The sequence below is a fragment of the Streptomyces sp. NPDC049541 genome (genome assembly GCF_044465725.1).
GTDB lineage: Bacteria > Actinomycetota > Actinomycetes > Streptomycetales > Streptomycetaceae > Streptomyces.
In genome coordinates this window covers 763481-789697 of the sequence record NZ_JBITLY010000001.1, presented here as the reverse complement: position 1 = coordinate 789697, position 26217 = coordinate 763481, and the positions used below count along the sequence as shown (strand labels likewise).

Here is a 26217-nt window from a genome sequence, read left to right as displayed (position 1 = left end):
GGGGTCGTGCGGCGCCCCCCCCCCCCCCCCCCCCCACCCCCCCCCCCCCCCCCCGCCCCCCCCCCCCCCCCCCGCCCCCCCCCCCCCCCCCCCCCCCCCCCCCCCCCCCTCTTCGATGCGGGAGCGGCCGGGCGGCTCAGCTCCTGCCACGGGGCGTCATGTCTTCTTGCGGGCCGTCATCACGCGCTGGACCAGGATGAAGGCGCACAGCAGCACGCCGGTGGCGATCTTCGTCCACCAGGAGCTGAGCGTGCCCTCGAACTGGATGATGCTCTTGATCAGGCCCAGCACCAGCACCCCGAACAGGGTGCCCACCACATAGCCGGAACCGCCCGTCAGCAGCGTGCCGCCGATGACGACCGCGGCGATCGCGTCCAGTTCCATGCCGGTCGCGTGCAGCGGGTCACCAGACTGGATGTAGAGGGTGAACAACAGACCGGCGAGCGCCGAGCAGAAGCCGCTCACCGTGTACACGGCGATCTTCGTACCGCCCTGCGGGAGACCCATCAGCAGGGCCGACTGCTCGTTGCCGCCGATGGCGTACACGCGCCGCCCGAAGCGGGTGTAGTGCAGGACGTAGAAAGCCACGGCGAGGACGACCAGCGCGACGACCGCGCCGATCGACAGGAACCCCATCCCCAGCGACACCTGCGCCGAGGCCATGCTGCTCACCGAGGAGTCGCTGATGGAGATCGACTCCTTGCTGATGACGAGGCACAGGCCGCGGAAGAGGAAGAGGCCGGCGAGGGTCACGATGAAGGGCTGGATCTCGAAGTTGTGGATCACATAACCCATCAGGAAGCCGCCGAAGGCCCCGGCGGCCAGCGCGATGGGGATCACCACCAGGAGGGGCAGCCCCTCGCGCTCCACCAGCCAGGCCGTCAGCATCGTGGTGAAGCCGATCACCGAGCCGACGGACAGGTCGATGCCGCCGGACAGGATGACGAAGGTGGCACCGACGGCGGCGACCAGCAGGTAGCTGTTGTCGATGAACAGGTTCAGGAAGACCTGGGGTTCGTCGAACCCGTAGTACTGGTACCGGCCCAGGCCCACCCCGTACATCACGAGGAAGAGCAGGGCCGTCGCCGCGACGGGCAGGCGCCGGTCGCCCAGCAGACGCTGGGCCTTGGACGGGGTGCGGCTGTCCGCGGCCGTGGGGCTCTGGGTGGTCGCGCTCATCACGACACCTCCATCTTCGGAGCGGCGTCGGTCGCCGCGGCGGTGTCCGTCTCGGCCGCGGCCGGCTTGGCGCCGCCCTTCGCGCCGAACCGGGCGCCGGGCTTGGCACCGAAGACCTTGGCGCGGAACTTCTGGGACTGGAGCAGGCAGACGACGATGACGACGACGGCCTTGAAGACCAGGGTGGTCTGGGTCGGCACACCGATGGTGTAGATCGTGGTCGTCAGGGTCTGGATGACAAGGGCGCCGACCACAGTGCCGCCGATGGAGAACCGGCCGCCCAGCAGCGAGGTGCCGCCGATCACCACCGCGAGGATCGCGTCGAGCTCGATCCACAGACCGGCGTTGTTGCCGTCCGCCGCCGAGGTGTTGGAGCTGATCATCAGGCCCGCGATGGCGGCGCACAGCGCGCAGAACACGTACACCATGATCTTGATGCGCCGGGACCTGATGCCCACGAGGCGGCTGGCCTCGGCGTTGCCGCCCACCGACTCGATCAGCAGGCCCAGCGCCGTGCGGCGGGTCAGCACCACGGTGACGGCGACGACCACGGCCACCACGAAGATGGAGAACGGCAGGGTCAGCCAGTAGCCGCCGCCGATCAGCTTGTACGGGTCGCTGTCGATGGTGATGATCTGGCCGTCGGTGATCAGCTGGGCGACACCGCGTCCGGCGACCATGATGATCAGCGTGGCGATGATCGGCTGGATGCCCATCCTGGCGACCAGGAAGCCGTTCCACAGGCCGCAGACGACCGCGGCCAGCAGGCCGAGACCCATGGCGAGCAGCACCCCGGACAGGGCGTTCTGGTCGGCCTGGTGGCTGATGTAGGAGCAGGCGAGTGCCCCGGTGATGGCGACCACGGCGCCGACGGAGAGGTCGATGCCGCCGGTGGCGATGACCACGGTCATGCCGACCGCCACGAGGATGAGGGGCGAGCCGAAGAGCACGATCGAGACGAGGCTGCCGTAGAGGTGGCCGTCCGTCATCTTGACCGAGAAGAAGTCAGGGGTGAAGGGCACGTTGACGAGCAGCAGGAAGACAAGGACCGCGACCGGCCAGAACAGGTGGTGGTGTGTCAGTGCTCGCCATCGGGAGTTGGTGCTCACTGGTGTTCTCCGCTCGCGATGGTCTCCATGATCCGGCTGCTGGTGATCTCCGGCCCGTTGGCGAGCTGCGCCACCAGCCGGCGGTCGCGCAGCACTCCGATGGTGTGACTGAGCCGGAGTACCTCCTCCAGCTCGGCCGCGATGTACAGCACGGACATGCCCTCCTCGGAGAGCGAGACCACGAGTTTCTGGATCTCCGCCTTGGCGCCGACGTCGATGCCACGCGTCGGCTCGTCCAGGATCAGCAGCTTCGGCTGGGTGATCAGCCAGCGGGCGAGCAGCACCTTCTGCTGGTTGCCGCCGCTGAGCTGGCCGACCCTGGCCTCGGGGTTGGCGGGCCGGATGTCCAGCGCCTTGATGTACTTGGCGACGAGTTCGTCGCGCTGGGCGACCGGGATGGGCCGCGTCCAGCCCCGGGATGCCTGCAGGGCCAGGATGATGTTCTCCCGCACCGTCAGGTCGGGCACCAGGCCCTCGGTCTTGCGGTTCTCGGAGCAGAAGGCGACACCGGCGCCGATCGCGGCGTTCGGGGCGCTCATCGAGACCTGCTTGCCGCCGATGGTCACCTTGCCGCTGTCCGGCTGGTCGGCGCCGAAGAGCAGCCGGGCCAGTTCGGTCCGGCCCGATCCCAGCAGGCCGGCGAGTCCGAGCACCTCGCCCTTCTTGATCTCCAGGTCGAAGGGGGCGATACCGCCGGCCCTGCCGAGGCCCTCCGCCTTCAGCAGCGTCTCGCCGACGTCGGAGCGCAACTGCTGGTCGTGCAGTTCCTCCAGCTGGTCCAGGGCCTTGCCGATCATCAGCTGGATCAGCCCGACCTGGTCGAGGTCGGCGACCATGTGCTCGCCGACGAGCGTGCCGTTGCGCAGGACGGTCATGCGGTCGCAGATCTCGTAGATCTGGTCGAGGAAGTGCGAGACGAACAGGATCGCCACGCCCTCGTCCTTGAGCCGCCGCATCAGGCGGAACAGCTCCTGGACCTCGTCACGGTCGAGGCTGGACGTCGGCTCGTCCAGGACCAGCACCTTGGTGCCCGAGCCCTGGCCGTCGCTGTCCCCGGTGCCCACCGACCGGACGATCGCGACCAGTTGCTGCACGGCCAGCGGGTACGAGGACAGGGGCGCGGTCACGTCGATGTCGAGGCCGAGCCGGTCCACCAGCTCCGCCGCCTCCCTGCGCATCCGCTTCCACTGGATACGGCCCATGCGGGTCGGCTCGCGTCCGATGAAGATGTTCTCCGCCACCGACAGGTTGGGGCAGAGGTTCACCTCCTGGTACACCGTGCTGATGCCGGCCTGCTGCGCCTGCAGCGGGCTGCCGAACCGCACGGACCTGCCGTCCAGGGTGATGGTGCCGCCGTCCAGGGAGTAGACCCCCGTCAGCACCTTGATCAGGGTGGACTTGCCCGCGCCGTTCTCGCCCATCAGGGCGTGGATCTCGCCGGGGAAGAGCCGGAAGTCGACGTCCGACAGAGCCCGTACCCCCGGGAACTCTTTGACTATGCCCGTCATTTCCAGCACGGGCCGCGGCTCTGCCATGGCAGCGCTCCTTGTGGGATCGGTTCACTCCCGCAGGGAGCCCCGTCGGACCGATGGCTCGGTCGGCCGGGGGCTCCCTGCCGGTGGGTGCGGTGGGTCAGTACTTCCGGGTCGGGAGCGCGGCCTTGGCCTGGTCCTGCATGTAGTCGCCCTCCTTGGTCTTGATCCAGCGCTCGACCTTCTGGCCTTCGTGGACCTTCTTCACGACCTCCATCAGCTGGGGGCCGAGCAGGGGGTTGCACTCGACGATGGCGTTGATCTTGCCCTGGGACATGGCGACGAAGCCGTCGTGGACGCCGTCGACGGAGACGATCAGGATGTCCTTGCCGGGCTTCTTGCCGGCCGCCTCGATCGACTGGATGGCACCGATGGCCATGTCGTCGTTGTGCGCGAAGAGCACGTTGATGTCCGAGTGGGACTGCAGGAAGGCCGCCATGACCTGCTTGCCGCCGGCCCGGGTGAAGTCACCGCTCTGACTGGCGACGATCTTCCAGTCGGACTTGTGCTCGGCGTCCATGATCTCCTTGAAGCCCTTGCCGCGCTCGATCGCGGGGGCGGCGCCGGTGGTGCCCTCCAGCTGGGCGATCTTCACCGGGCCCTTGAGACCGGCCTTGGCGATGACCTTCTCCAGCATCCGTGCCGCGCGCCGGCCCTCGTCGGTGAAGTCGGAGCCGACCAGGGTGACGTACAGGGAGCTGTCGGAGGTCTCCACCGAGCGGTCGGTGAGGACCACCGGGATCTTCGCGGCCTTGGCCTCCTTGAGCACCGCGTCCCAGCCGGTGACGACCACCGGCGAGAAGGCGATGACGTCCACCTTCTGCGCGATGTAGCTGCGGATCGCGGAGATCTGGTTCTCCTGCTTCTGCTGGGCGTCGGAGAACTTGAGGTTGATGCCCGCGTCCTTGGCCGCGGACTTCACCGAGGTGGTGTTCGCTGCGCGCCAGCCGCTCTCCGCGCCGACCTGGGAGAAGCCGAGCGTGATGGCCTTGCCGCCGCCTCCGGAGCCGGAGCCGGAACCGGAGTCGTCCTTCTTGGCGCAGGCCGCCAGTCCACCCGCGGCTGCCACGCCGACCGCCGCGGTGAGGAAGTTCCTTCTGTTGAGCATGTTCTTCTCCTTTGAAGAGCCGGCCCTGGGACGGGCCCGCCGGCACTCGATGGGACCGGCCGCGCTACGTCCAGCCTGTCGATCATTGTTCGGTATTTCGGCCACACGGAACCGCGTGTGTGGTTGGTCGGTACGTCAGAGAGGTACGCCCTCCGGTTGGACGGCGGGCGGGAAAGTACTGGCCCGGACGACCAGTTGGGGCTCGATGGCGATCCTGCGGGCGGTGGCGGACGGCCGCCCCTCGATCAGCTCCAGGAGCATCGCGATGCCGCGCTTTCCCACCGTCGAGAAGTCCTGCCGGACGGTGGTGAGGGGAGGTGCGAAGTACTCCGACTCCGGGATGTCGTCGAAGCCCACCACCGCCACGTCCTGGGGGGTCCGGACCCCGGCCTCGCGCAGCGCCCGCAACACCCCCAGCGCCATCTGATCGTTGGCGACGAAGACGGCGGTCAGCCCCCGGCCCACCCAGCCGGCCAGTTCCTGACCGGCGCGGTAGCCCGACAGCGGACTCCAGTCCCCGCGCAGCAGCATGGGCGGCTCCGCCCCCGCCGCTTCGAGGGTCGCCCGCCAGCCGGCCGCCCGGTCGGCCGCCTCCTGCCACTCCTCCGGCCCGGCGAGGTGCCAGACGTTGCGGTGACCGGCGGCCAGCAGGTGGCCGGTGGCCAGCTCGGCTCCGAGGTGCTGGTCCACGCTGACACTGGGGATCTCCACGCCCGGACCGCTGCCCACGACCACCACCGGGAAGGGGCAGCGCAGTTCGGCCAGGGCGACCACCGCGGACCGCTGCGGCGCGATCGCGACCACGCCTTCCACCCCACCCTCGCTGAGGTGGTCCAGGGCCTCGGACAGCGTCTCCACGGTCAGCTTGCGCAACGTGACCGTCGAGACGAGGTATCCCTCGGCCCGCGCCGCCTCCTCCAGCGCGAACAGGGTGCTGGCCGGTCCGTAGAGGGTGGTGTCGGAGGCCACCACCCCCAGCGTCCGGGTGCGCCGGGTCACCAGGGCCCGTGCGGAGGAGTTGCGGCGGTAGCCCGTCTCCTCGATCACACGCAGCACCCTGGCCCGTGTCTCGTCCCGCACGTTGGGATGGTTCCCCAGTACGCGGGACACCGTTTGGTGGGACACGCCCGCCAGGCGTGCCACATCGGCCATGGTGGGCGGCCGAAGCTGCGCGTTGGTCACGACCGCACCTCCTTGGCGCTCGTCTGCCGGCAAAGCACACGCGATGGGCGGACGGTCCCGCCCGGCGGCTTCACACAGGCCTCCGGCAAGGCCCAACAGCACTGGCGGGATCGACTGGTCGGGACACTACGGGCACGACGCTCATATCTCCCACGCTGACGTTGGACGCTGACCGGTGAATGCGGAGGTCATTGTGAGCGCTAACAAATCACGCCGGTCAAGAGGGCTGCAGGCGGAAGGCCGTCACGGTTGAATAACGCGCCCGTAACAGCCCGGCCGGGCGACCACACATCCATTTCCTCAACCGCCCCCACATCGGGCACAGTTGACCCCGACCAGCAGCGCCGCAGACACCACCACAGCAAAGCCACGCCCGCCCGCGACAGTGACAGGGACGGCCCGCGGGGACGAGCCCGAGGCGGGCCAGGGAGCCAGCCCGAGACGGGCGGACGTCAAGCCACAGAAGGCCCGAACAGACACGGCCAGGCAGCCGCTCAGGCGCTCCTCAACCACCACCACATCAGGCACAGTTGCCGCCGACCAGCAGCGCCGCGCGCACCACCACAGCGCACGGCCGCGACAGCGACGGCCACGGAGGCGGGTCGGAGGTCGTCGAGTCCGAGGCAGGCGGGGCATCGAGCCGACGGAGGCCAGGAGTGGACCGGCCGGGTGGCCGGTCCCGCAGGTCCTCAAACCGCGGTCGCAGCAGGGGGATTTGAGGTCGGCCGGCATCACAGGAAGCGTTTGCGCGGCTCCGACGGCGACGGTCGCGATGACGGGCCCGAGCGGGCCGGGCGCCGGCCCGAGGCAGTCAGGGCGTCGAGCCGATGAAGCCATGAGAGGAGCGGCCGGGCGGGGTCCGGTAGTGCCTCAAACGCGGTCGCAGCAAACGCATTTGACGGCCACCGGCAGAGTCACGTGCACCACCACAGGAAGCGTTTGCGCGGCTCCGACGGCGACGGTCGCGATGACGGGCCCGAGCGGGCCGGGGGCCGGCCCGAGGCAGTCAGGGCGTCGAGCCGATAAAGCCATGAGAGGAGCGGCCGGGCGGGGTCCGGTAGTGCCTCAAACGCGGTCGCAGCAAGCGCATTTGACAGCCGCCGACAGAGTCACGTGCACCACCACAGGAAGCGTTTGCACGTCTCCGACGGCGACGGGTCCGGGGACGGGTTGGAGGTTGTCGGATCCGAGGTCGGGGTCGAGCCTGAGGCGGGCGGGGGTGTCGGGCCGGAGGAGCCGGGGGCGGCTGCCGACCGGGTCGGTTTGCCGGGGGTCGGGGACGCGTCGCCCTTGTCGTCGGCGGACTTGGACGCCGATGGCGAGGCGGAGGTGTCCGGGGAGGCCGAGGGCTTGCCGTCAAGGGCACCCCGCCCGCCGGCCCGGAGCCCTGCGGACTCGCTCGGCTTCGCCGTCGAGTGGTCGACCTCGGACGCCGCGTCCCCGGCCGCGGACGGATCGGGCGACGAGGAGAACACCGGTGCGTCCATGCCGAGTTCGGCCAGACTCAGACCACCCGCTGCCAGGACGAACCCGGCGGCGACGAGCAGCGTGCGCTTGCGGCGCCGACGGTGCAGCGCGGCCTTGCGGTCGCGGCGGCTCGCATCCGTCGCACCGGCCGCGACGGCGGGACCCCGACGGCCCCCGCGGCCCCGCTCACGGCGGCGCGCGGCGCGCCCGTACGGCTCGTCGCTCTCGTCTTCGTGACCGCCCTCACCCTCACCCTCGGGGTGGGCGGCTCCGTCGTCGGGAGCCACCGGTGCATCATGGCCCTCGGGAGCGACGGCGTGATCGTAGGGCTCCGGCTCATGGGCATCCCAGGACACGCGCATCTGCTCGACGCGTGTCCCGCACCCCGGACAGGCAAGGGCGCCGTTGAGGTGCCGTTGGCACGGGTGGCAATAGTCCATGACGCGGGAAGATTAAGTTCCCGGAGGGTCACGTTCCTAGGCACGGCCGTGAAGGTTGTGTGGGAAACCGGCCATATCGACGCGACCTCCCGAGTGAACTGGCACACACCGGGGAGGGGCCACCTGGGCAAGAGGCGTCGAAACTGGCGAAACCGTTGGCCGTCCTACCCATTGACACCTCGCTCACACCATCCTTACTGTCTGCCCAGCATTTCGAACATGAGCCGAAATTTCGAACAGCCGAAGGGTAACTTCCGTGCGCATCACTGGAATCAGCACGCACGTGGTCGGTACGCCGTGGCGCAACCTGACCTACGTCCTGGTGCACACCGACGAAGGCATCACGGGTGTGGGCGAGACCCGCATGCTGGGCCACACCGACGCGCTGATCGGATACCTGAGAGAGGCCGAACAGAACCACATTCTGGGCTCGGACCCGTTCGCCGTCGAGGACCTGACCCGCCGTATGAAGTACGGCGACTACGGCCGCGCCGGCGAGATCGTGATGTCCGGCATCGCCGTCGTCGAGATGGCCTGCTGGGACATCAAGGGCAAGGCCCTCGGCGTGCCGGTGTGGCAGCTGCTCGGCGGCAAGGTCACCGACAAGGTCAAGGCCTACGCCAACGGGTGGTACACCACCGAGCGCACGCCCGAGGCGTACCACAAGGCCGCTCAGGGCGTCATGGAGCGCGGTTACCGGGCGCTGAAGATCGACCCCTTCGGCACCGGGCACTTCGAGCTCGACCACGAGCAGACCATGTACGCGGTCTCGCTGATCGAGGCCGTCCGGGACGCCATCGGCCCCGAGTCCGAGCTGATGCTGGAGATGCACGGCCGCTTCTCCCCCGCCACCGCCGTCCGGCTGGCCAAGGAGCTCGCGCCCTTCAAGCCCGCCTGGCTGGAGGAGCCGGTGCCGCCGGAGAACCTCAAGGCGCTGGAGAAGGTCGCCGCGAAGGTGGACATGCCGGTGGCCACGGGCGAGCGCATCCACGACCGGATCGAGTTCCGGGAGCTCTTCGAGAGCCAGGCCGTCGACATCATCCAGCCGGACGTCGGCCACATCGGCGGCATCTGGGAGACGCGCAAGCTCGCCGCGACCGCCGAGACCCACTACATGCTGGTCGCCCCCCACAACGTCGGTGGCTCCGTGCTCACCGCCGCCTCCCTGCAGGTCGGCTTCACCTCCCCGAACTTCAAGATCCTCGAGCACTTCAACGACTTCGCGGACGCCGAGATCAAGAAGGTGATCAAGGGCGCGCCGCAGGTGAACCCCGAGGACGGCTGCTTCCACATCTCCGACGCGCCCGGCCTGGGCGTGGAGCTGGACGTGGACGCCGCTGCCGAGTTCCCCCAGCAGCGGGCGCACTTCGACCTGTGGGCCGAGGGCTGGGAGAAGCGGAACCCGAAGGGCGACCAGTGAGTTCCGCCGCCGTCGTCGTCGACGCCCCGGGCGCGTTCCACCTGGCCGAGCACACCCCCCGCGACCCCGGTCCGGGCGAGGCGCTGGTGCGGGTGCACGCGAGCGGCATCTGTGGCAGCGACCGGGAGGTGTTCCAGGGCAACCGGCCCGAGGGGTACGTGCGCTACCCGCTCACCCCCGGCCACGAGTGGTCCGGCACGGTCGAGCGGGTCGGCGCCGGGGTCACCGAGGCGCTGGTCGGCCGCAAGGTGGTCGGCGAGGGCTTCCGGAACTGCCAGGTGTGCGACCGCTGCCACGCGGGTGAGACCACGCTGTGCAGCGCCGGGTACGAGGAGACCGGGTTCACCCAGCCGGGCGCGATGGCGCCCACGCTGACCCTCCCGGCGCGGCTGCTGCACGTGCTGCCCGACGACGCCGATCTGACGGCGGCGGCCCTGCTGGAGCCGGCCGCCTGCATCGCGGCCGCCGCCCTCAAGGCGAACGCGCAGCCGGGCGAGAAGGTCGCCGTGGTCGGCACCGGCACCCTCGGGATGTTCGCGGTGCAGTTCCTGAAGGCCGTCTCGCCGGTGGAGCTGCTGGTCGTCGGCACCCGCCGGGACCGCGAGACGCTGTCGCGGCAGTACGGCGCGACCGACTTCCGTACGAAGGACGAGCCGCTCCCGGACGACTTCGACGTCGTCATCGAGACCGCCGGGTCCGCCGACGCCGCGCGGACCTCCGCGGCTCTGCTGCGGCGTGGCGGGCGCCTGGTCCTCACCGGGATCCCGGCGCCGGGTGCGCAGGGGCTCGACCCCACGGATCTCGTCGTACGGCAGCTGGAGGTGCACTCCGTCTTCGGGGCGCCGCCGGACGCCTGGGCGCACACCGTGCGGGTGTTCGGGGCCGGGTTGCTCGACCCGCTGCCCCTGGTCACGCACGAGCTGCCGCTCGCCGAGTTCCCGCAGGCCATCGAGCTCGTCGGGTCCGGTGATCCGAAGGTCGGCAAGGTCCTCCTTCGCCCCTAGCAGTACGCCGGTGCGGGGGGACCTGACGACCCGCACCGGCGTACACCCAAGCCCCCGCACGACTTGAGCCGCGAACCTCGTCCGAAATTTCGAACACAAAGGACACCTTGTGACCGACGCTTCCGCCCCGGCAGCCCGTCGACCCGGCGAGCAGGCGCTCGCCGCCCTCGGTCTGGGCGCGCCCGACCTCTCCCCCGCCGACGCCTCGCCCCACTCCTTCCCGGGCGGCGGCCGCTGGCGCACCGAGATCCCCTCGTGCGAGGGTCCCGAAGCGCTGGCCGTCGTCCTGAAGGAGGCCTCGCGGCTCGATGTGCCGATCCACCGGATCAGCCAGGGCAGCGGCGTGTGGATGCTGACCGACGCCGAGATCACCGAGATGGTCGAGGCGACCGGCGAGCGAGACATCGAACTCTGCCTGTTCACCGGCCCGCGCGGCACCTGGGACATCGGCGGCTCCACGCGCACCGACTCACGGGGGGCCGGTCTGCGCGCCCGCGGGTACGACGCCGTCGCCGGGTGCGTCGAAGACGCCGTCCGCGCCACGGAGTTGGGCGTCAAGTGCCTCCTGGTCGCCGACGAGGGCGTGCTGTGGACGCTGCACCGCGCCCGCGTCGCCGGGATCATCCCGGCCGACACCACCCTGAAGGTCTCGGCGCTGATCGGTCCCGTCAACCCGGCCGCGTACGCGGTGTACGAGCAACTGGGCGGCGACTCCATCAACGTGCCCAGCGACCTGACGCTGGATCACCTCACCGAGATCCGGCGGATCTCCGCCGCCCCCATGGACATGTACATCGAGGCCCCCGACGACCTGGGGGGATATGTCCGGATGTACGAGGTCGCCGAGCTGATCAGACGCGGGGCACCGCTGTACCTGAAGTTCGGACTGTCCAAGGCGCCCGGCATCTACCCCTACGGCAACCACATGCGGGACCTGACCCTCGCCACCGCCAAGGAACGCGTCCGGCGCGGCCGCCTGGCCCTCGACCTGCTCGCACGGCACGGAGCCGACGGCGACATGGCACCCCTGGGGTCCCGGCTGCCCGGCACGCTCAAGCGGTTCGACACGTCCGTATAACGTTCAACAACACCCCCTTCACAGAAGAAGACGGGGTCAAACAGAATCCCACACGCCCCTCGGTCTTACCCGCACCGCCGTCCAAGCGTCCTTGCACAGCCAGACCGAGCCTGCCCCACACACATCAAGGATGATGACCATGCGCACTCGCAGAGCCGCACTCGCCGCCGTCGCCGGAGCCGCGTCCCTCGCCCTGACCCTGTCCGCCTGCGGCCAGAGCAGCGAGGGCGGCAGCAAGGAGGACAAGGGCAGCGCCAAGGGCGGCACCATCGGCATCGCGATGCCCACCAAGTCCTCCGAGCGCTGGATCGCCGACGGCAAGAACGTCGTCAAGGACCTGCAGGCCAAGGGCTACAAGACCAAGCTGGTCTACGGCGAGGACGACCCCGACCAGCAGGTCTCGCAGATCGAGAACCTGATCACGCAGGGTGTCAAGGGCCTGATCATCGCGGCCATCGACAACAAGTCCCTGAACAACGTGCTGCAGCAGGCCGCGGACGCCAAGATCCCGGTGATCTCCTACGACCGTCTGATCCTCGGCACGAAGAACGTCGACTACTACGCCTCGTTCGACAACGAGAAGGTCGGCAAGCTCCAGGGCTCGTACATCGTGCACAAGCTCGGCCTGGACAGCGGCAAGAAGGGCCCGTTCAACATCGAGCTGTTCGCCGGCTCCAACGACGACAACAACACCAAGTACTTCTTCAACGGCGCGATGAGCGTGCTCCAGCCGTACATCGACAAGAAGCAGCTGGTCGTCAAGTCCAAGCAGACCGCGCTCAACCAGGTCACCACGCTGCGCTGGGACGGCGCCACCGCGCAGAAGCGCATGGAGGACATCCTCACCTCGACGTACACCAGCGGCAAGGTCGACGCGGTCCTGTCGCCGTACGACGGCATCTCCATCGGCATCATCGCCGCCCTGAAGTCGGACGGTTACGGCTCGGCCGCCAAGCCGCTGCCCGTCATCACCGGCCAGGACGCCGAGCTCGCCTCGGTGAAGTCGATCATCGCGGGCCAGCAGACGCAGACCGTCTACAAGGACATCCGCAAGCTCGCCAAGGTCGCCTCGGACATGGTCGACGACGTCCTCAACGGCAAGAAGCCCGAGATCAACGACACCAAGTCGTATGGCAACGGTGTCAAGACCGTCCCCGCCTACCTGCTGCAGCCGGTGAGCGTCGACAAGACCAACTACACGAAGGAACTGGTCGACACCGGCTACTACACGGCGGACCAGCTGAAGTAGTCCCCCTGTCGGTGAAGTCGGCCACGCGGCCAAGCCGCATGTCGACACTTCGACCGGCCGTTCCTACGGATTGAAAGGGCACACCATGGCGGGACCCGTCCTGGAAATGCGCTCGATCGTCAAGACCTTTCCCGGGGTCAAAGCGCTGTCGGACGTCACGCTGACCGTCCGTCAGGGCGAGGTCCATGCCATCTGCGGCGAGAACGGCGCCGGGAAGTCCACCTTGATGAAGGTGCTCTCCGGCGTCCATCCGCACGGCACCTACGAGGGGGAGATCCTCTTCGAGGGTGAACCCTGCGAGTTCAAGGACATCCGGGCGAGCGAGCAGCGCGGCATCGTGATCATCCATCAGGAGCTGGCTCTGGTGCCGTTCCTGTCGATCGCGGAGAACATCTTCCTCGGAAACGAACACGCCTCGGGCGGGTTCATCAACTGGAACGAGACGCTCAAGCACGCCACGGAGCTGCTGCGCCGGGTGGGTCTGACCGACCACCCGGAGACCCGGATCGCCGACATCGGCGTGGGCAAGCAGCAGCTGGTGGAGATCGCCAAGGCGCTGTCCAAGAAGGTGAAGCTGCTGATCCTCGACGAGCCGACCGCGGCTCTCAACGACGAGGACAGCGGCAAACTCCTGGATCTCATCCTGGAGTTGAAGAAGCAGGGCATCACCTCGATCATCATCTCCCACAAGCTGAACGAGATCCGGCGGGTCGCCGACTCGGTGACGATCATCCGCGACGGCAGGTCCATCGAGACCCTCGATGTGAAGTCCGCGGAGACCACCGAGGACCGCATCATCTCCGGCATGGTCGGCCGCGACCTCGACCACCGCTTCCCCGAACGCACCGCGTACGAGGGCGAAGTGGACGCGGCACCCGCGCTGGAGATCCGCAACTGGACCGTGCACCACCCGATCGACCAGCAGCGCAAGGTGGTCGACGACGTGTCGATCCACGTGCGGCGCGGGGAGATCGTCGGCATCGCGGGACTGATGGGCGCGGGCCGCACCGAGCTGGCCATGAGCGTCTTCGGGCGCAGCTACGGCCGGTACGCGGGCGGCACGGTCCTCAAGGACGGCGAGGAGATCCGTACGAAGACCGTCCCGGAGGCGGTCCAGCACGGCATCGCGTACGTCACCGAGGACCGCAAGCACTACGGCCTCAACCTCATCGACAACATCAACCGGAACATCTCGCTGACCGCCCTGGGCAAGGTCGCGAAGCGCGGTGTGGTCGACGAGCACGAGGAGCGGAAGGTCTCCGAGCGCTTCCGCAAGTCCATGAACATCAAGGCGCCGACCGTCTTCGAGACGGTGGGCAGGCTCTCCGGCGGCAACCAGCAGAAGGTCGTCCTCAGCAAGTGGATCTTCGCGGGTCCCGAGGTGCTGATCCTGGACGAGCCGACGCGCGGCATCGACGTGGGCGCCAAGTACGAGATCTACACGGTCATCGACCAGCTGGCCGCGGAGGGCAAGGCGGTCGTCTTCATCTCCTCCGAGCTGCCGGAGCTGCTCGGAATGTGCGACCGCATCTACACCATGGCCGCCGGGCGGCTCACGGGTGAGGTCCCGCGGGCCGAGGCCACGCAGGAAGTGCTGATGCGCCAGATGACGAAGGACAAAGAGGTAACCCGATGAGCACGGATGTGACGGACAAGGTCCCGGCCTCGGCGCCGCCCGGGAAGAGCGGGGGGTCGGCCTCCGGCGAGAACCTGCTGCAGCTGATGCTGGGCGGTCTGCGCCGCAACATGCGCCAGTACGGCATGCTGATCGCGCTCGGCCTGATCGTGGTCCTGTTCCAGGTGTGGACCGGCGGCGACCTGCTGCTGCCGCGCAACGTCTCCAACCTGGTGCTGCAGAACAGCTACATCCTGATCCTCGCGATCGGCATGATGCTGGTGATCATCGCGGGCCACATCGACCTGTCGGTCGGTTCGCTGACGGCGTTCGTGGGCGCGTTCGCGGCCGTGCTGACGGTCAACCACCATGTGGCCTGGCCCCTCGCCCTGGTGCTGTGCCTGCTGGTGGGCGCCGCCGCGGGCGCGGTGCAGGGGTTCCTGATCGCGTATTTCGGCATACCGTCGTTCATCGTCACCCTCGCCGGCATGCTGCTCTTCCGCGGTCTGACGGAGATCTTCCTGCAGGGCCAGACCCTCGGCCCGTTCCCCAATGGTCTGCAGAAGATCGGCAACGGCTTCCTGCCCGAGGTCGGCCCGAACACCAACTACCACAACCTCACGCTGCTGCTGGGCTTCGTCCTGCTGGCCTTCGTGGTCTACCAGGAGGTCCGTGACCGCAAGCGCGAGCAGGAGTTCTCCCTGGAGGTGCTGCCGCGCAACGCCTTCCTGCTGAAGCTGGTCGCCATCGCCGCCGCGGTCCTCGCGGTCACGATGCTGCTCGCCAGCTACCAGGGCGCCCCGATCATCCTGATCGTCCTCGGTGTGCTGGTGGTCGGCTACGGCTATGTCATGCGCAACGCGGTCTTCGGCCGGCACATCTACGCGATCGGCGGCAACCTGCCGGCGGCGAAGCTGTCCGGCGTCAAGGACAAGAAGGTCACCTTCCTCGTCTTCCTGAACATGGGCGTGCTCGCGGCCCTGGCGGGTCTGGTGGTCGCCGCCCGTCTGAACGCGGCATCGCCGAAGGCGGGCCTGAACTTCGAACTCGAGGCGATCGCCTCGTCGTTCATCGGTGGCGCGTCCATGAGCGGCGGTGTCGGCACCGTCCTCGGCGCGATCATCGGTGGTCTCGTCCTCGGCGTGCTGAACAACGGCATGAACCTCCTCAGCGTCGGCACCGACTGGCAGCAGGTCATCAAGGGCCTCGCCCTGCTGGCCGCGGTCGGGTTCGACGTGTGGAACAAGCGCAAGTCCGGCTCGTAGACCGGAGTGACCGGATCGGGCCCCGCCACCAGGCGGGGCCCTTCCCCTGGGAGGGAGAGGAAGGACCGGTGAAATCGCTCTTCGGCAAGCTCGCCGACGGCACGGAGGTCCACCGCTGGTCGCTGGAGAACGGCGGCACCCGGCTGAAGGTCCTGAACTGGGGCGGTGTGGTCCAGGGTCTGGAGATCCCGGACCGGAACGGCCACTACAAAAACGTCTCCCTGGGCTTCGACAACATCGACGACTACGTGGCCGGGGCCCCGTACTTCGGCGCCCTGATCGGCCGCTACGGCAACCGCGTGGCCAAGGGCCGGTTCACCCTGGACGGCAAGACCCACCAGCTGTCCGTGAACGACGACGGCAACAGCCTGCACGGCGGTGAGCACGGCTTCGACAAGCACCTCTGGGACGTCGAGCCGTTCACCGAGGGCTCAGACGTCGGCCTGGTGCTGCGCCACACCAGCATCGACGGCGAGATGGGCTACCCGGGCACCCTCGAGACGAAGGTGACGTACACCCTCACCAGGCACGGCGACTGGATCATCGACTACGAGGCCACCACCGACAAGGCCACGGTCGTCAACCTCACCAGCCATGTCTACTGGAACCTGGCCGGCGAGGGCAGCGGCACCGTCGAGGACCACGAGCTGACGATCGCGGCGTCCCGCTACACGCCCACCGACTCGGGCCTCATCCCGACCGGCGAACTGGCGGACGTGGCCGGCACCCCCTTCGACTTCCGCGAGACCAAGCCGATCGGCCGCGACATCCGCGCCGGCCACGTCCAGCAGGTGCAGGCCAAGGGGTACGACCACAACTGGGTCCTGGACAAGGGCGTCACGTCCGAGCCCGAGCACGTCGCCACCCTGCGCGACCCGCGCTCCGGCCGCACCCTGAAGATCGCCACCGACCAGCCGGGGCTGCAGTTCTACTCCGGCAACTTCCTCGACGGCACGCTCACCGGCACGGGCGGCAGGACGTACCGCCAGGGTGACGCGCTGTGCCTGGAGACGCAGCACTTCCCGGACTCGCCGAACCATGCGCACTTCCCGTCCACGGTGCTGCGGCCGGGGGAGACGTATCGCACCCGGACGGTGCACAGGTTCAGCGCGTAGCGCTGCCTTTCAGGCGCCCGGACGTGGAAAGCGTGCGGGCGGTTCCCGAACTCACACCTCTTTCACATGCGTTGAACAACGCCACCCCTGCCCCCGTATCTAAGGGCGGCCCGTGCTCCCCCGCGCGGGCCACCCAAACGCGACGGGCCCGGTCGTCCCTGCCGGGCCCGCCCCATACGGAGGTTCCATGGCCGACAACGTCACCTCGCTGTTCCGCAGCGACGCGGCACACAGCCCGTCGATGGCGGCGCTGACGCGGCAGGGCGGCGACGGGACCGGCCCCGTGGACTTCTGCATCCCCTGTAATCCGTACTTCCCCACCCCGGCCATGTTCGAGGAGATGTCGGCCCGGCTGCGCGACATCGTCACGTACTACCCGAGCAGCGCCGACACGATCACCGCCGAGCTGTGCAACCTGCTGCAGCTGCCGCCGCAGTGCGTGGCGATGGGCAACGGCTCGACCGAGCTGATCACCTGGATCGACCACCTGATGGTCCGCGAGTCCCTCGCCATCCCCGTCCCCACCTTCGGCCGCTGGACCGACCAGCCGATGGAGACCGGCAAGCGGGTCGACATGTTCCCGCTGCAGGAGTCCAGCGGCTTCGCCCTGGACCTCAGCAAGTACGCCGAGTTCATCCGGTCCCGTGGCACCCGCGTCGCCGTCGTCTGCAACCCGAACAACCCCGACGGCGGCTTTCTGCCCCGGCAGTCCCTCGTGCAGTTCATGGACGCGATGGCCGATCTGGACCTGATCGTCATCGACGAGTCGTTCCTCGAATTCGCGGACGCCGAGGCCGAACCGTCGGTCGTCCAGGAGGCGATGATCCGCCCCAACGTCGTCGTGCTGCGCAGCCTCGGCAAGAACTTCGGCCTGCACGGCATACGCTTCGGCTACCTGGTCGCCAACCCGGCGCTCGCGGGACGCGTCCGCTCCATGCTCCCCAAGTGGAACCTCAACTCCTTCGCCGAGTACGTGGTGTTCATGCTCAAGGAGCACGGCGCCGAGTACGCGCAGAGCCTGCACCAGGTGCGCCGTGACCGGCTGGACATGGCAAGCCAGCTCTCGGCCCTCCCCGGCCTCACGGTCTACCCCTCCCAGGGCAACTTCCTCTTCGTGCGCCTCCCCGTGGGCGCCGAAGGCACCGTGGTCCGGGACCGGATGCTCACCGAGCACCGGATCCTGGTCCGCGAGTGCGGCAACAAGATCGGTTCGTCCAGCCGCTTCCTGCGACTCGTGGTGCGCCCCCAGGTGGATGTGCGTCGCCTGGTGTCCGGCCTGGAACAGGTGCTCTACGGGACCAGGAGGGGAGCCGCCGTACCCGAGCTGGGCACCGGGACCAGCTACAGCTCGGGTACGGCGGCCGTGGACCGCCTGGTCAGCGCCACCAACGGGGCGGGCATGCCGCTCGCCGCGATGGCCTCCGGCGGTTCGATGGGGGGTGGGGCGCCGATGCCCATGCCGATGCCGGCGGCCGCGCAGGCCCCGATGCCGGCGGTGGCCCAGGCGGGGCCCCAGCCGGTCGGCTACCCGGCCCCCGCGCCGATGCAGCCCGTCCCGGCGCCGATGCAGCAGCCGGTGCCGGCGCCCGCTCCGGTGCCGGCCCCGGCACCCATGCCCACTCCGGTGCCCGCCCCGGCCCCCGGCCCGACCCCACCGGGCGTCCCGGCCCGCGGCGGCCTCACGGCGGCGCAGGTACGGGGTACGACCGGTCCCGCCCCGGGCCTCACCCCGGCCCCGGCCACGGGCTGGCCGAACGCCCAGAGCTGGCCGAACGCCGCGGGCATGGGACAGGCGGGCTGATCGTCGTCTGGGTGCGGTGCGTAGCCGGGTGCGGGCTCGTCGTGGCTTGTCGCGCAGTTCCCCGCGCCCCTGAAGGGGCGCGGGGAACTGCGCGTAGAACAAACAGCGTCAGGACGCCGGGCACTCCTTCCACGCCATGTGGTACACCGTGCTGATGTTGCCGTCGGTCGAGTCCATGGTCATGAAGCTGACCTTGCCCGGGTTCGCGGTCCCCGCGTTCACTCTGAGCTCGGTGTTGATGTTGAAGTTGCGCTGAACTCCGCAGGGTGCCCAGACCAGTTGGGCCCAGTCGGTGGAGTCGGTGGCCTGCCAGTCGTCGTTGTACGAGCCGCTGAACGGGTGGGTCTTGGGCACCGTGTTCGAGGAGCCCTGGAAGTAGTACGAGGCCTTCTGCGTCGCGGACGCGCCGGGCTGGAGCGAGAGGAAGCCCCGGTAGTCGGCGCTGGCGATCGCGTAGGTGAAGCCCTGCGGGACGTGCACGATCAGGTTGAGCTGGCAGTTCTTGCGGAACGCCGTGGGGTCGGAGTTGCCGCCGGCCTGGGCGAGGTACTGGCTGTAGGTCACCGTGAAGGCGGTGTTGTCAGGGGAGACGGCGACGGCCGCGGTGCCCTGGGGACAGCCGGAGCCGTTCACGGTCGCCACATCGATGACGATCTTGTCCGGGGGCGGGTTGTCGAACACCCCGGACGAGCTGTGCGCGGGTATCGCGGTGGTGAGCAGAGCGGCTACCGCGCCGCCCAGAAGGAGTGCACCAGGCATGGTCTTCTCCGGTTCTGTGAGTGGGGGGTGGCTCACCCCGGCCCACCCGGAGCCCTTTGAAGAAACCATGGGGATCCTGTGAAGGCGCGAGGCGATCGCATCGTAGGGAGGCGCACGCGAACCCGTCAGGGCGAACTCAAGCCATTCACAGACGCGGATTTCACAACAGCGGCTCGATGACGTCCGCCAGCTTCGCTTCCGTCACCGCTCCCATCCGCACCGCCGCCACCTTCCCCGACGAGTCGACGACGATCGTGAACGGCAGCCCCTGTGTGGTCACCACGCCCCGCGGCAGCCTCAACAACTGCTTGCCCGACGGGTCGTGCAGGGAGGGGTAGTCCAGCCGGTACTGCTTCTGGAAGGCGAGACCGGCGCCCCGGCCGCCGTCGTTGTCGAGCCCCAGTACGCGCAGCCCGCGGGCGCCGTACTTCTGCTGGATCTTCTTGAGCTCGGGTGCCTCCGCCCGGCAGGGAGGGCAGTAGGAGGCCCACCCGTTGATGAGGACGACCTTGCCCCGGTAGTCGGACAGGCTGACCGTGTCACCCTCCAGGGAGGGCCCGGAAAGGTTCGGGACGGCCGGTCGCTCGCCCTCCTTCCAGGTCCTGATCAGCGGATCCCCGGGGCTGGTGTCGCTGATCGGCGCAGGTGAGGAACAGCCGGCGAGGACCGCCGCACAGGCCAGAGCCACCAGCGCGTACTTGTGTCGGGTCTTCGTCATCGGCCCGCCACTCCCCCGTGCAGTTCGTCCGTCCCCGTACCGCTGAGGACGACCTCCAGGCTCCCCGACCGCCAGACGCACAACAGCCACGCGGCGGGCAGTTGGAGCGTGTACAGCGCGACGATCGCCATGACGAACGCCCAGTCCGCCGGTGCGCCGTCGCCTTCGGCCCACGCCGCCACCCCCCAGCAGAGCAGCAGCGCCGCCAGGTAGACGGACCCGTCGACCAGCGTCACGCGCCAGCGCGGCAGGGGCGCCAGCAGCCGCCGGGCCAGCACCAGGGAGACGGTCGCGGCGCCCACGAAGACCGCGTGCCACGGGTTCTTCCACCAGAATTCGGCCCAGCCCCCGACGCTCCCGCCGGGCGCGGCCTGCCAGGCCAGGTCCACCCCGGCTCCGACGAGCCAGGACAGGACCACGACGGTGAGCGCGTACGAGACGGCGCCCCGCCAAGTGACAGTCACGTCACTCCCCCTTTCGCCGACGGGCCCCAACTGCGGCCCGCCACACGATCATTGTGCGCCCCTGCGCTGCGGGGACCCGGCCCGGGGTAGGCGGCGGACTGTCCTAACGTTCTGTCCATGCCGTCCATACGACTGCGCCCGACCCGCCTCACCCTGGCCCTGAGCGCCTGCGTCCTCGTCGGCGGCGCCGCCCTCGCCGCCTACAGCTTCGCCTACCCCGATGCCGACGCCGGCGTACGCCCCGCCAGGTTCTCCGGCGCACCGCACTGCCACCGCATCGCCGACAGCGCCCCGGCCTCCCTCGGCGGCCTGTCCCGCAGGGAGAGCAGCCTTCCCGGGATCGCCGTCTGGGGGGACCGGGACATCGTGCTGCGCTGCGGGGTCACGCCTCCGGGAGTCACCGGCGACCCGTGCTTCGCGGTGGACGGCGTGGACTGGATCATGGACCTGGCGCAGTCCACCGACACCAGAAAGGTGATCGTCACCTACGGCCGCGACCCGGCGACCCAGGTCGTCTTCGACGGTTCGAGCCAGACCGACGCGGCCCTGATCGACCTCTCCCGGACCGTCTCCTCCGTCCGGCAGACGGCCCACTGCATCAAGCGCGGCTGACCCGCTACGGGTTCTCCCAGGCCGCCGGCTCCGCCGCCAGCTCCCGTACCGGCTCCGGCAGGGCGTCCGCCGCGATGTCCGCGATGGTGACGCCCTCCAGGATGCGGCGGACGTTGGCGCGCAGCGCGATCCACAGCGGCAGCAGCGGCTGCGCGGACCCCGTGTACTCCAGGCCCGTGGGCCGCTCCCCGCGCACGGAGACGATCGGACCGTCGACCGCCCGGATCACATCCGCGACCGTGATCCGCGCGGCCTCGCGGGCCAGCCGGTAGCCGCCGCCTCCGCCGCGCCGGCTGTCGACGATGCCGCCGCGCCGCAGATCGCCGAGGATCCCCTCCAGGAACTTGTGCGGGATCTCCTGCGTGGCGGCGATGGCCTCCGCCTTCACGGGCCCGTCGTCCTGCCGGACCGCAAGTTCAAGAACCGCCCGTACCGCGTAATCCGCCCGTGCCGAGATCCTCATACGACCATTGTGCTGGGTGCGGCCGTACACAATGACCTCGCACGACGACCTCACACGCGCCGCCGACCGGCCGGCCCGACGGGAGGCTCCCTTGGGGCTCAGCAGACGTACCTTCAACGCCCTCGCCGGCGCCACGGCCCTCGGTCTGGCACTGGGCGGCAGCGGGGCCATGACCTGCGCCTACGCCGCCCAGACCGCCCCCACGGGGCCGCCGCCCGACACGCCGGGCGCGGACGGGCGGCGGCACACGATCGGCTTCGACCGCTACTCGCTCCTCGTCGACGGCAGACGGCTGGTGGTCTGGTCGGGCGAGATGCACCCCTTCCGGCTGCCGAGCCCGTCCCTGTGGCGCGACATCCTGCAGAAGATGCGCGCCCACGGCTACAACACGGTCAGCATCTATGTGTCCTGGAACTACCACTCCCCCGAACCCGGGCACTACGACTTCACGGGGATCCGCGACCTGGACCTGTTCCTGCGGACGGCGAGCGAGACCGGCCTTTACGTCATCCTCCGCCCCGGCCCCTACATCAACGCCGAGATCGACGGCGGCGGCTTCCCCGGCTGGCTGACGGCCACCGAGGGCCGGGCACGGACCGCCGACCCGACGTATCTGTCGTACGTCGACGAGTGGCTGACCCAGGTGAACGCCATCGTCGCCCGGCACCTGTACACCAGGGGCGGCGGGACGGTCCTGCTCTACCAGATCGAGAACGAGTACGACGCGTACGTCGACGAGCCCACCGGCCGCGACTACATGGCCCATCTGTACCGCAAGGTCCGCTCCGACGGCATCGACGTGCCGCTCTTCCACAACGACAAGGGCAGGAACGGGTACTGGATCCCCGGCTCCTTCGACACGGGCGGCGAGCAGGGCCGCTGGCTGTACGGCTTCGACGGCTATCCCTCGCCGACCCTGACCCCGCCCGACTGGGGGCACTTCGGGACCGGCGGGGTCAAGGGCGGCGCGACCGCCAGCCCTCAAACTCCCGGTTTCGTACCGGAGTTCGGGGGTGGCTGGTTCGATCCGTGGGGCGGCGCCTGGTTCGACAGGAAGGGGTACGCGGAGTCGCGGCGGCTGCGGGACGCGGCGTACGAGCGGCGGTTCTACCTCACCAACCTCGCCAACGGCATCACCCTGCACAGCGTCTACATGACCTTCGGCGGCACCTCCTGGGGCTGGCTGCCCGCGCCGGTCGTCTACACCTCGTACGACTACGGGGCGGCCATCGACGAGGGCAGGCAGCCGACCGCCAAGCTGATCCCGATGCACCAACTGGGGCAGCTGCTGCGGCACTTCCCCGACCTCGCCAAACTGGACCGCGCGGCGGACGTCGAGACGGACGCCGCGGCGGAGGGGCTGAAGGTGTACCACCTCACCAACCCCGACACCGGCGCCCATGTGTACGTCCTGCGCAACGACGGCGAGCTGCCGGTCGCCTCCGAACTTCCGCTGCACGGCGCCGAGCTCCCCGTCCCGGTGGCGGTCCCGGCGCAGGACGCGCGGCTGCTGGCCGCCGGGATCAGGCTGGGGCGGCGGAAACTGCGCTACTCCAACGCCCAGCCCATGCTGGCCCTCACCGCCGGGAGACAGCAGATCGCCGTGCTCACCGGGCGGTCGGGAGAGGACACGGTGACCGCACTGGAGTGCGCGAGCGAGCCGGCGGTCACCGTGCTGGAAGGGGAGGCCGAGCATGCGTACGCGGACGGCCTGTTGCGGATCGAAGCCCAACTGGACGGTTTGACACGGGTGTTGGTGAGCGGCGGCGGAACCTCCACCCCCCTCCTGCTGCTCCTCGCCGACGACGAGACCTCCGTACGACTGTGGCCGCACGACACCCCGTCCGGCCCGGTCCTCGTGTACGGGCCCGCCCTGCTGCGGACCGCGGCCGTCGACGCAACGACGGTCCGGCTGACCGGGGACACCATCGAGGCGGCGGACCTGGAGGTGTGGGGGCCGCGCGGGATCCACGAACTCACCTGGAACGGACGGGAGTTGAAGGCACACGCGGCCGCCTCCGGCAGCCTGCGTGCCGCACAGCCGCTGGCCGGTGTCGGGGCGGTCGCACTGCCCGCGCTGACCAATGGCTGGCGGCGGAAGACGGAGAACCCGGAGTCGGCGCCCGCCTTCGACGACTCCTCCTGGACACCCGCCGACAAGACCACCACCCACAGCACCACACCGGTCCCCGCCGGACAGCCCGTCCTCTTCGCCGACGACTACGGCTTCCACTACGGCGACGTCTGGTACCGCGGGCGCTTCACCGACGCGACCGGCGCCGAGTCCGTGTCGCTCGCCTACAGCACCGGCACCCAGGGGCTGCTGATGGCCTGGCTGGACGGGCGGCCGCTGGGCACGCACCGGATGCCGGTGCCGAACAACAAGACGGTACGGAAGGGGAGTTGGACCGCCAGGGCGGTCTTCTCCGTACCGGAGGAGCTGCGCACGGACGAGCCGCATGTGCTGTCGGTCCTCGTCCGCCGTATGCAGCGCGACCAGGACGGCAAGTCCGAGGACACGCACAAGGTGGCGCGCGGGCTGACCGCGGTCACCTTCGCGGGGGCCGCCCCGCAGCTGAGCTGGCGACTGCAGGGCGAGACGGCACCGGACCCCGTCCGCGGGCCGCAGAACAACGGCGGGCTGTACGGGGAGCGCAACGGCTGGCATCTGCCGGGGTACGGCGACGGCGGCTGGGAGCCGGTGCGGCTGCCACGGGCGGACCGGCGGCAGGGGGTGACCTGGTACCGGACGTCCTTCCGGCTCGCGGTCGACGCCGGCACCGACGCCTCCGTCGGGCTGGTCCTCGACGACGACCCGGCCCGCGCCTACCGCGTCCAGATCTTCCTGAACGGCTGGAACATGGGCCAGTACATCAACGACGTGGGCCCTCAGCACACCTTCCCGCTGCCGAACGGCATCCTGCGCACACGTGGCGCCAACACACTCGCCCTGGCCGTCCTGTCCGACGGCACCACACCTTCGGGACCGTCGGACGTACGGCTGACCTTGCTGGGCGCGGCGGCCGGAGGAGTACCGGTCCTGAGCCTTCCAGGGGATACCCCCGGACCCCCAGCGGTGGCCTCCCCCGGCCGGTCGGCATGAGGTCCTAGGCGAGCCTGATCACGTTCCAGGACAGCGGTTCCAGTACGGCGGTGAGGGTGCCGTCCCGCAGGGCGGTGCCCTCGACCGCGTGCGGGGCGACCCGCTCGGGGTCGTCGAGGGTGTTGCGGGCGTCCGGGTCGCCGTCGGCGAGGGCGCTGTGCTCGACGACCTCCGTCAGGTCCAGGCCGTTCACGGCGACTTCGAGCGGCAGCGCCTCGGTGCGGCTGCGGTTGACGGCGAAGACGGTGACGGTGCCGTCCTCCACGCGCACGGCGGTGGCGTGCAGAAGGTCCGTCTCGCCGTACTTCTTCGTCTCGTACGTCGGCGAGTCGACCCGGACGTCGAGGACCTGGCCGCGGCCGTACCGCGAGGCCTGCGCGAAGGGGAAGAACGTGGTCTGGCGCCAGGCCGGGCCACCGGGTTCGGTCATGATCGGCGCGATGACGTTGACGAGCTGGGCGAGACAGGCGACGGTGACGCGGTCCGCGTGCCGGAGCAGGGCGATGAGCAGCGAGCCGAAGACCACGGCGTCCAGGACGCTGTAGTTGTCCTCCAGGAGGCGGGGGGCCTCCGCCCAGTCCCGGGCGCCGGAGTTCTCGATCTCGTGCCACTTGGAGATGTACCAGACGTTCCACTCGTCGAAGGAGAGGTTGATCTTCTTCTTCGACTTCAGCTTCGCACCGATGTGGTCGGCGGTGGCGACCACGTTCTCGATGAAGGACTCCATGTCGACGGCGGAGGCCAGGAAGGAGTCGACGTCACCGTCCTCGGGCTGGTAATAGGCGTGCAGGGAGACGTAGTCGACGAGGTCGTACGTCTCCTCCAGGACCGTCGCCTCCCAGGCGGCGAAGGTCGGCATGGACTGGCTGGAGGAGCCGCAGGCGACGAGTTCGACGCCCGGGTCGATCTGGCGCATCGCGCGGGCGGTCTCGGCGGCGGTCCTGCCGTACTCCTGGGCGGTCTTGTGGCCGGTCTGCCAGGGGCCGTCCATCTCGTTGCCCAGGCACCACAGCTTGATGCCGAAGGGGTCCTTGTCGCCGTGCGCGGCGCGAAGGTCGGACAGGGCCGTGCCGCCGGGGTGGTTGGCGTACTCCTGGAGTTCGAGGGCCTCGGCGACGCCGCGGGTGCCGAGGTTGAGGGCCATCATGGGCTCGGCCTGGGGGCCGATCTTCTTCAGGAAGGCGACATACTCGGAGAGGCCGAAGCGGTTGGTCTCCGTCGAGCGCCAGGCGAGGTCGAGGCGCCGGGGGCGGTCCTCGGCCGGGCCGACCGAGTCCTCCCACTTGTAGCCCGACACGAAGTTGCCGCCGGGGTAGCGGATGGCGGTGACGCCCAGTTCCCGGACGAGGTCCAGGACGTCCTGACGGAGCCCGGCCTCGTCCGCCGCGGGGTGGCCCGGTTCGAAGATGCCGGTGTAGACGCAGCGGCCGAGGTGTTCCACGAACGAGCCGAAGAGACGGGGGTTGACCGTGCCGACGGTGAAGGCGGGGTCGAGGGTGAAGCGGGCCGTGGTCTGCATGTGCGCCTTTCCAAG

General features: G+C 69.6%; 21 protein-coding genes. 10 read left to right on the top strand and 11 right to left on the bottom strand.

Features of this window, described 5'->3' with window-relative positions; all coding sequences use genetic code 11:
- Window positions 1–156: 156 nt before the first annotated feature.
- The 6 genes from yjfF to ACIBW9_RS03525 all read right to left on the bottom strand — a co-directional run bounded on the left by yjfF (window position 157) and on the right by ACIBW9_RS03525 (window position 7864).
- Complete coding sequence (gene yjfF / locus ACIBW9_RS03550; protein WP_398950785.1) at window positions 157–1179, bottom strand: galactofuranose ABC transporter, permease protein YjfF; 1023 nt, start codon at window positions 1177–1179, stop codon at window positions 157–159.
- Entirely contained in the window at window positions 1179–2288 is a 1110-nt protein-coding gene (locus tag ACIBW9_RS03545; RefSeq protein ID WP_398950783.1) for an ABC transporter permease, read from the bottom strand. Before ACIBW9_RS03545 ends, yjfF begins: the two co-directional genes overlap by 1 nt.
- On the bottom strand, window positions 2285–3823 hold the full coding sequence (locus ACIBW9_RS03540) for a sugar ABC transporter ATP-binding protein (RefSeq protein ID WP_398950781.1): 1539 nt from the start codon (window positions 3821–3823) through the stop codon (window positions 2285–2287). The genes ACIBW9_RS03545 and ACIBW9_RS03540 overlap by 4 nt, the downstream gene beginning before the upstream one ends.
- A gap of 97 nt (window positions 3824–3920) precedes the next feature.
- On the bottom strand, window positions 3921–4928 hold the full coding sequence (locus ACIBW9_RS03535; RefSeq protein WP_398950779.1) for an ABC transporter substrate-binding protein: 1008 nt from the start codon (window positions 4926–4928) through the stop codon (window positions 3921–3923).
- Window positions 4929–5063: 135 nt separating this feature from the next.
- Complete coding sequence (locus ACIBW9_RS03530; protein ID WP_398950777.1) at window positions 5064–6110, bottom strand: LacI family DNA-binding transcriptional regulator; 1047 nt, start codon at window positions 6108–6110, stop codon at window positions 5064–5066.
- A gap of 1109 nt (window positions 6111–7219) precedes the next feature.
- The gene (locus tag ACIBW9_RS03525) at window positions 7220–7864 is read right to left on the bottom strand and encodes a hypothetical protein (protein ID WP_398950775.1); all 645 of its coding nucleotides are present in this window, start codon (window positions 7862–7864) and stop codon (window positions 7220–7222) included.
- 409 nt (window positions 7865–8273) lie between these two features.
- Between ACIBW9_RS03525 and ACIBW9_RS03520 the strand changes: the two genes are divergently transcribed.
- The 8 genes from ACIBW9_RS03520 to ACIBW9_RS03485 all read left to right on the top strand — a co-directional run bounded on the left by ACIBW9_RS03520 (window position 8274) and on the right by ACIBW9_RS03485 (window position 18564).
- The gene (locus ACIBW9_RS03520; protein WP_389070147.1) at window positions 8274–9437 is read left to right on the top strand and encodes a mandelate racemase/muconate lactonizing enzyme family protein; all 1164 of its coding nucleotides are present in this window, start codon (window positions 8274–8276) and stop codon (window positions 9435–9437) included.
- Window positions 9434–10441, top strand: coding sequence for a zinc-binding dehydrogenase (locus tag ACIBW9_RS03515; RefSeq protein WP_398950772.1), 1008 nt, complete (start codon window positions 9434–9436; stop codon window positions 10439–10441). Before ACIBW9_RS03520 ends, ACIBW9_RS03515 begins: the two co-directional genes overlap by 4 nt.
- Before the next feature lie 109 nt (window positions 10442–10550).
- On the top strand, window positions 10551–11519 hold the full coding sequence (locus ACIBW9_RS03510; protein WP_398950769.1) for a hypothetical protein: 969 nt from the start codon (window positions 10551–10553) through the stop codon (window positions 11517–11519).
- A 139-nt stretch (window positions 11520–11658) separates the two neighbouring features.
- Window positions 11659–12768: a multiple monosaccharide ABC transporter substrate-binding protein gene (gene chvE, locus ACIBW9_RS03505; RefSeq protein ID WP_398950767.1), complete on the top strand. Its 1110-nt coding sequence runs from the start codon at window positions 11659–11661 to the stop codon at window positions 12766–12768.
- Window positions 12769–12853: 85 nt separating this feature from the next.
- Entirely contained in the window at window positions 12854–14404 is a 1551-nt protein-coding gene (gene mmsA, locus ACIBW9_RS03500) for a multiple monosaccharide ABC transporter ATP-binding protein (RefSeq protein ID WP_398950765.1), read from the top strand.
- A complete protein-coding gene (gene mmsB / locus ACIBW9_RS03495; protein WP_398950763.1) occupies window positions 14401–15648 on the top strand; it encodes a multiple monosaccharide ABC transporter permease in 1248 nt (415 codons plus the stop codon). The genes mmsA and mmsB overlap by 4 nt, the downstream gene beginning before the upstream one ends.
- 14 nt (window positions 15649–15662) lie before the next feature.
- Complete coding sequence (locus ACIBW9_RS03490; RefSeq protein ID WP_398952078.1) at window positions 15663–16763, top strand: aldose epimerase family protein; 1101 nt, start codon at window positions 15663–15665, stop codon at window positions 16761–16763.
- A gap of 187 nt (window positions 16764–16950) precedes the next feature.
- Window positions 16951–18564, top strand: a complete 1614-nt coding sequence (locus tag ACIBW9_RS03485) for a pyridoxal phosphate-dependent aminotransferase (RefSeq protein WP_398950761.1) — start codon at window positions 16951–16953, stop codon at window positions 18562–18564.
- Between the two features lie 108 nt (window positions 18565–18672).
- Here the strand turns inward: ACIBW9_RS03485 and ACIBW9_RS03480 are convergent, their stop codons facing one another.
- The 3 genes from ACIBW9_RS03480 to ACIBW9_RS03470 all read right to left on the bottom strand — a co-directional run bounded on the left by ACIBW9_RS03480 (window position 18673) and on the right by ACIBW9_RS03470 (window position 20505).
- On the bottom strand, window positions 18673–19323 hold the full coding sequence (locus ACIBW9_RS03480) for a DUF4360 domain-containing protein (RefSeq protein ID WP_398950758.1): 651 nt from the start codon (window positions 19321–19323) through the stop codon (window positions 18673–18675).
- A gap of 160 nt (window positions 19324–19483) precedes the next feature.
- Entirely contained in the window at window positions 19484–20041 is a 558-nt protein-coding gene (locus tag ACIBW9_RS03475; protein ID WP_398950756.1) for a TlpA family protein disulfide reductase, read from the bottom strand.
- Window positions 20038–20505 carry a hypothetical protein gene (locus ACIBW9_RS03470; protein ID WP_398950754.1) on the bottom strand — a complete coding sequence of 156 codons (468 nt, stop codon included), beginning with the start codon at window positions 20503–20505 and terminating at the stop codon, window positions 20038–20040. The genes ACIBW9_RS03475 and ACIBW9_RS03470 overlap by 4 nt, the downstream gene beginning before the upstream one ends.
- A gap of 117 nt (window positions 20506–20622) precedes the next feature.
- Here ACIBW9_RS03470 and ACIBW9_RS03465 point away from each other — a divergent pair, with 117 nt between their 5' ends.
- Entirely contained in the window at window positions 20623–21117 is a 495-nt protein-coding gene (locus ACIBW9_RS03465; RefSeq protein ID WP_398950752.1) for a DUF3515 family protein, read from the top strand.
- 4 nt (window positions 21118–21121) lie between these two features.
- On the opposite strand, the gene ACIBW9_RS03460 is transcribed toward ACIBW9_RS03465, so the two are convergent.
- Window positions 21122–21580, bottom strand: a complete 459-nt coding sequence (locus ACIBW9_RS03460) for an Rrf2 family transcriptional regulator (RefSeq protein WP_115908355.1) — start codon at window positions 21578–21580, stop codon at window positions 21122–21124.
- 91 nt (window positions 21581–21671) lie between these two features.
- Between ACIBW9_RS03460 and ACIBW9_RS03455 the strand changes: the two genes are divergently transcribed.
- Window positions 21672–24683 (top strand): beta-galactosidase, encoded by a 3012-nt coding sequence (locus ACIBW9_RS03455; protein ID WP_398950750.1) that lies wholly within the window; start codon window positions 21672–21674, stop codon window positions 24681–24683.
- A gap of 4 nt (window positions 24684–24687) precedes the next feature.
- Here ACIBW9_RS03455 and ACIBW9_RS03450 read toward each other — a convergent pair whose 3' ends face one another.
- Window positions 24688–26202 (bottom strand): alpha-N-arabinofuranosidase, encoded by a 1515-nt coding sequence (locus ACIBW9_RS03450; protein ID WP_398950748.1) that lies wholly within the window; start codon window positions 26200–26202, stop codon window positions 24688–24690.
- Window positions 26203–26217: the final 15 nt, after the last annotated feature.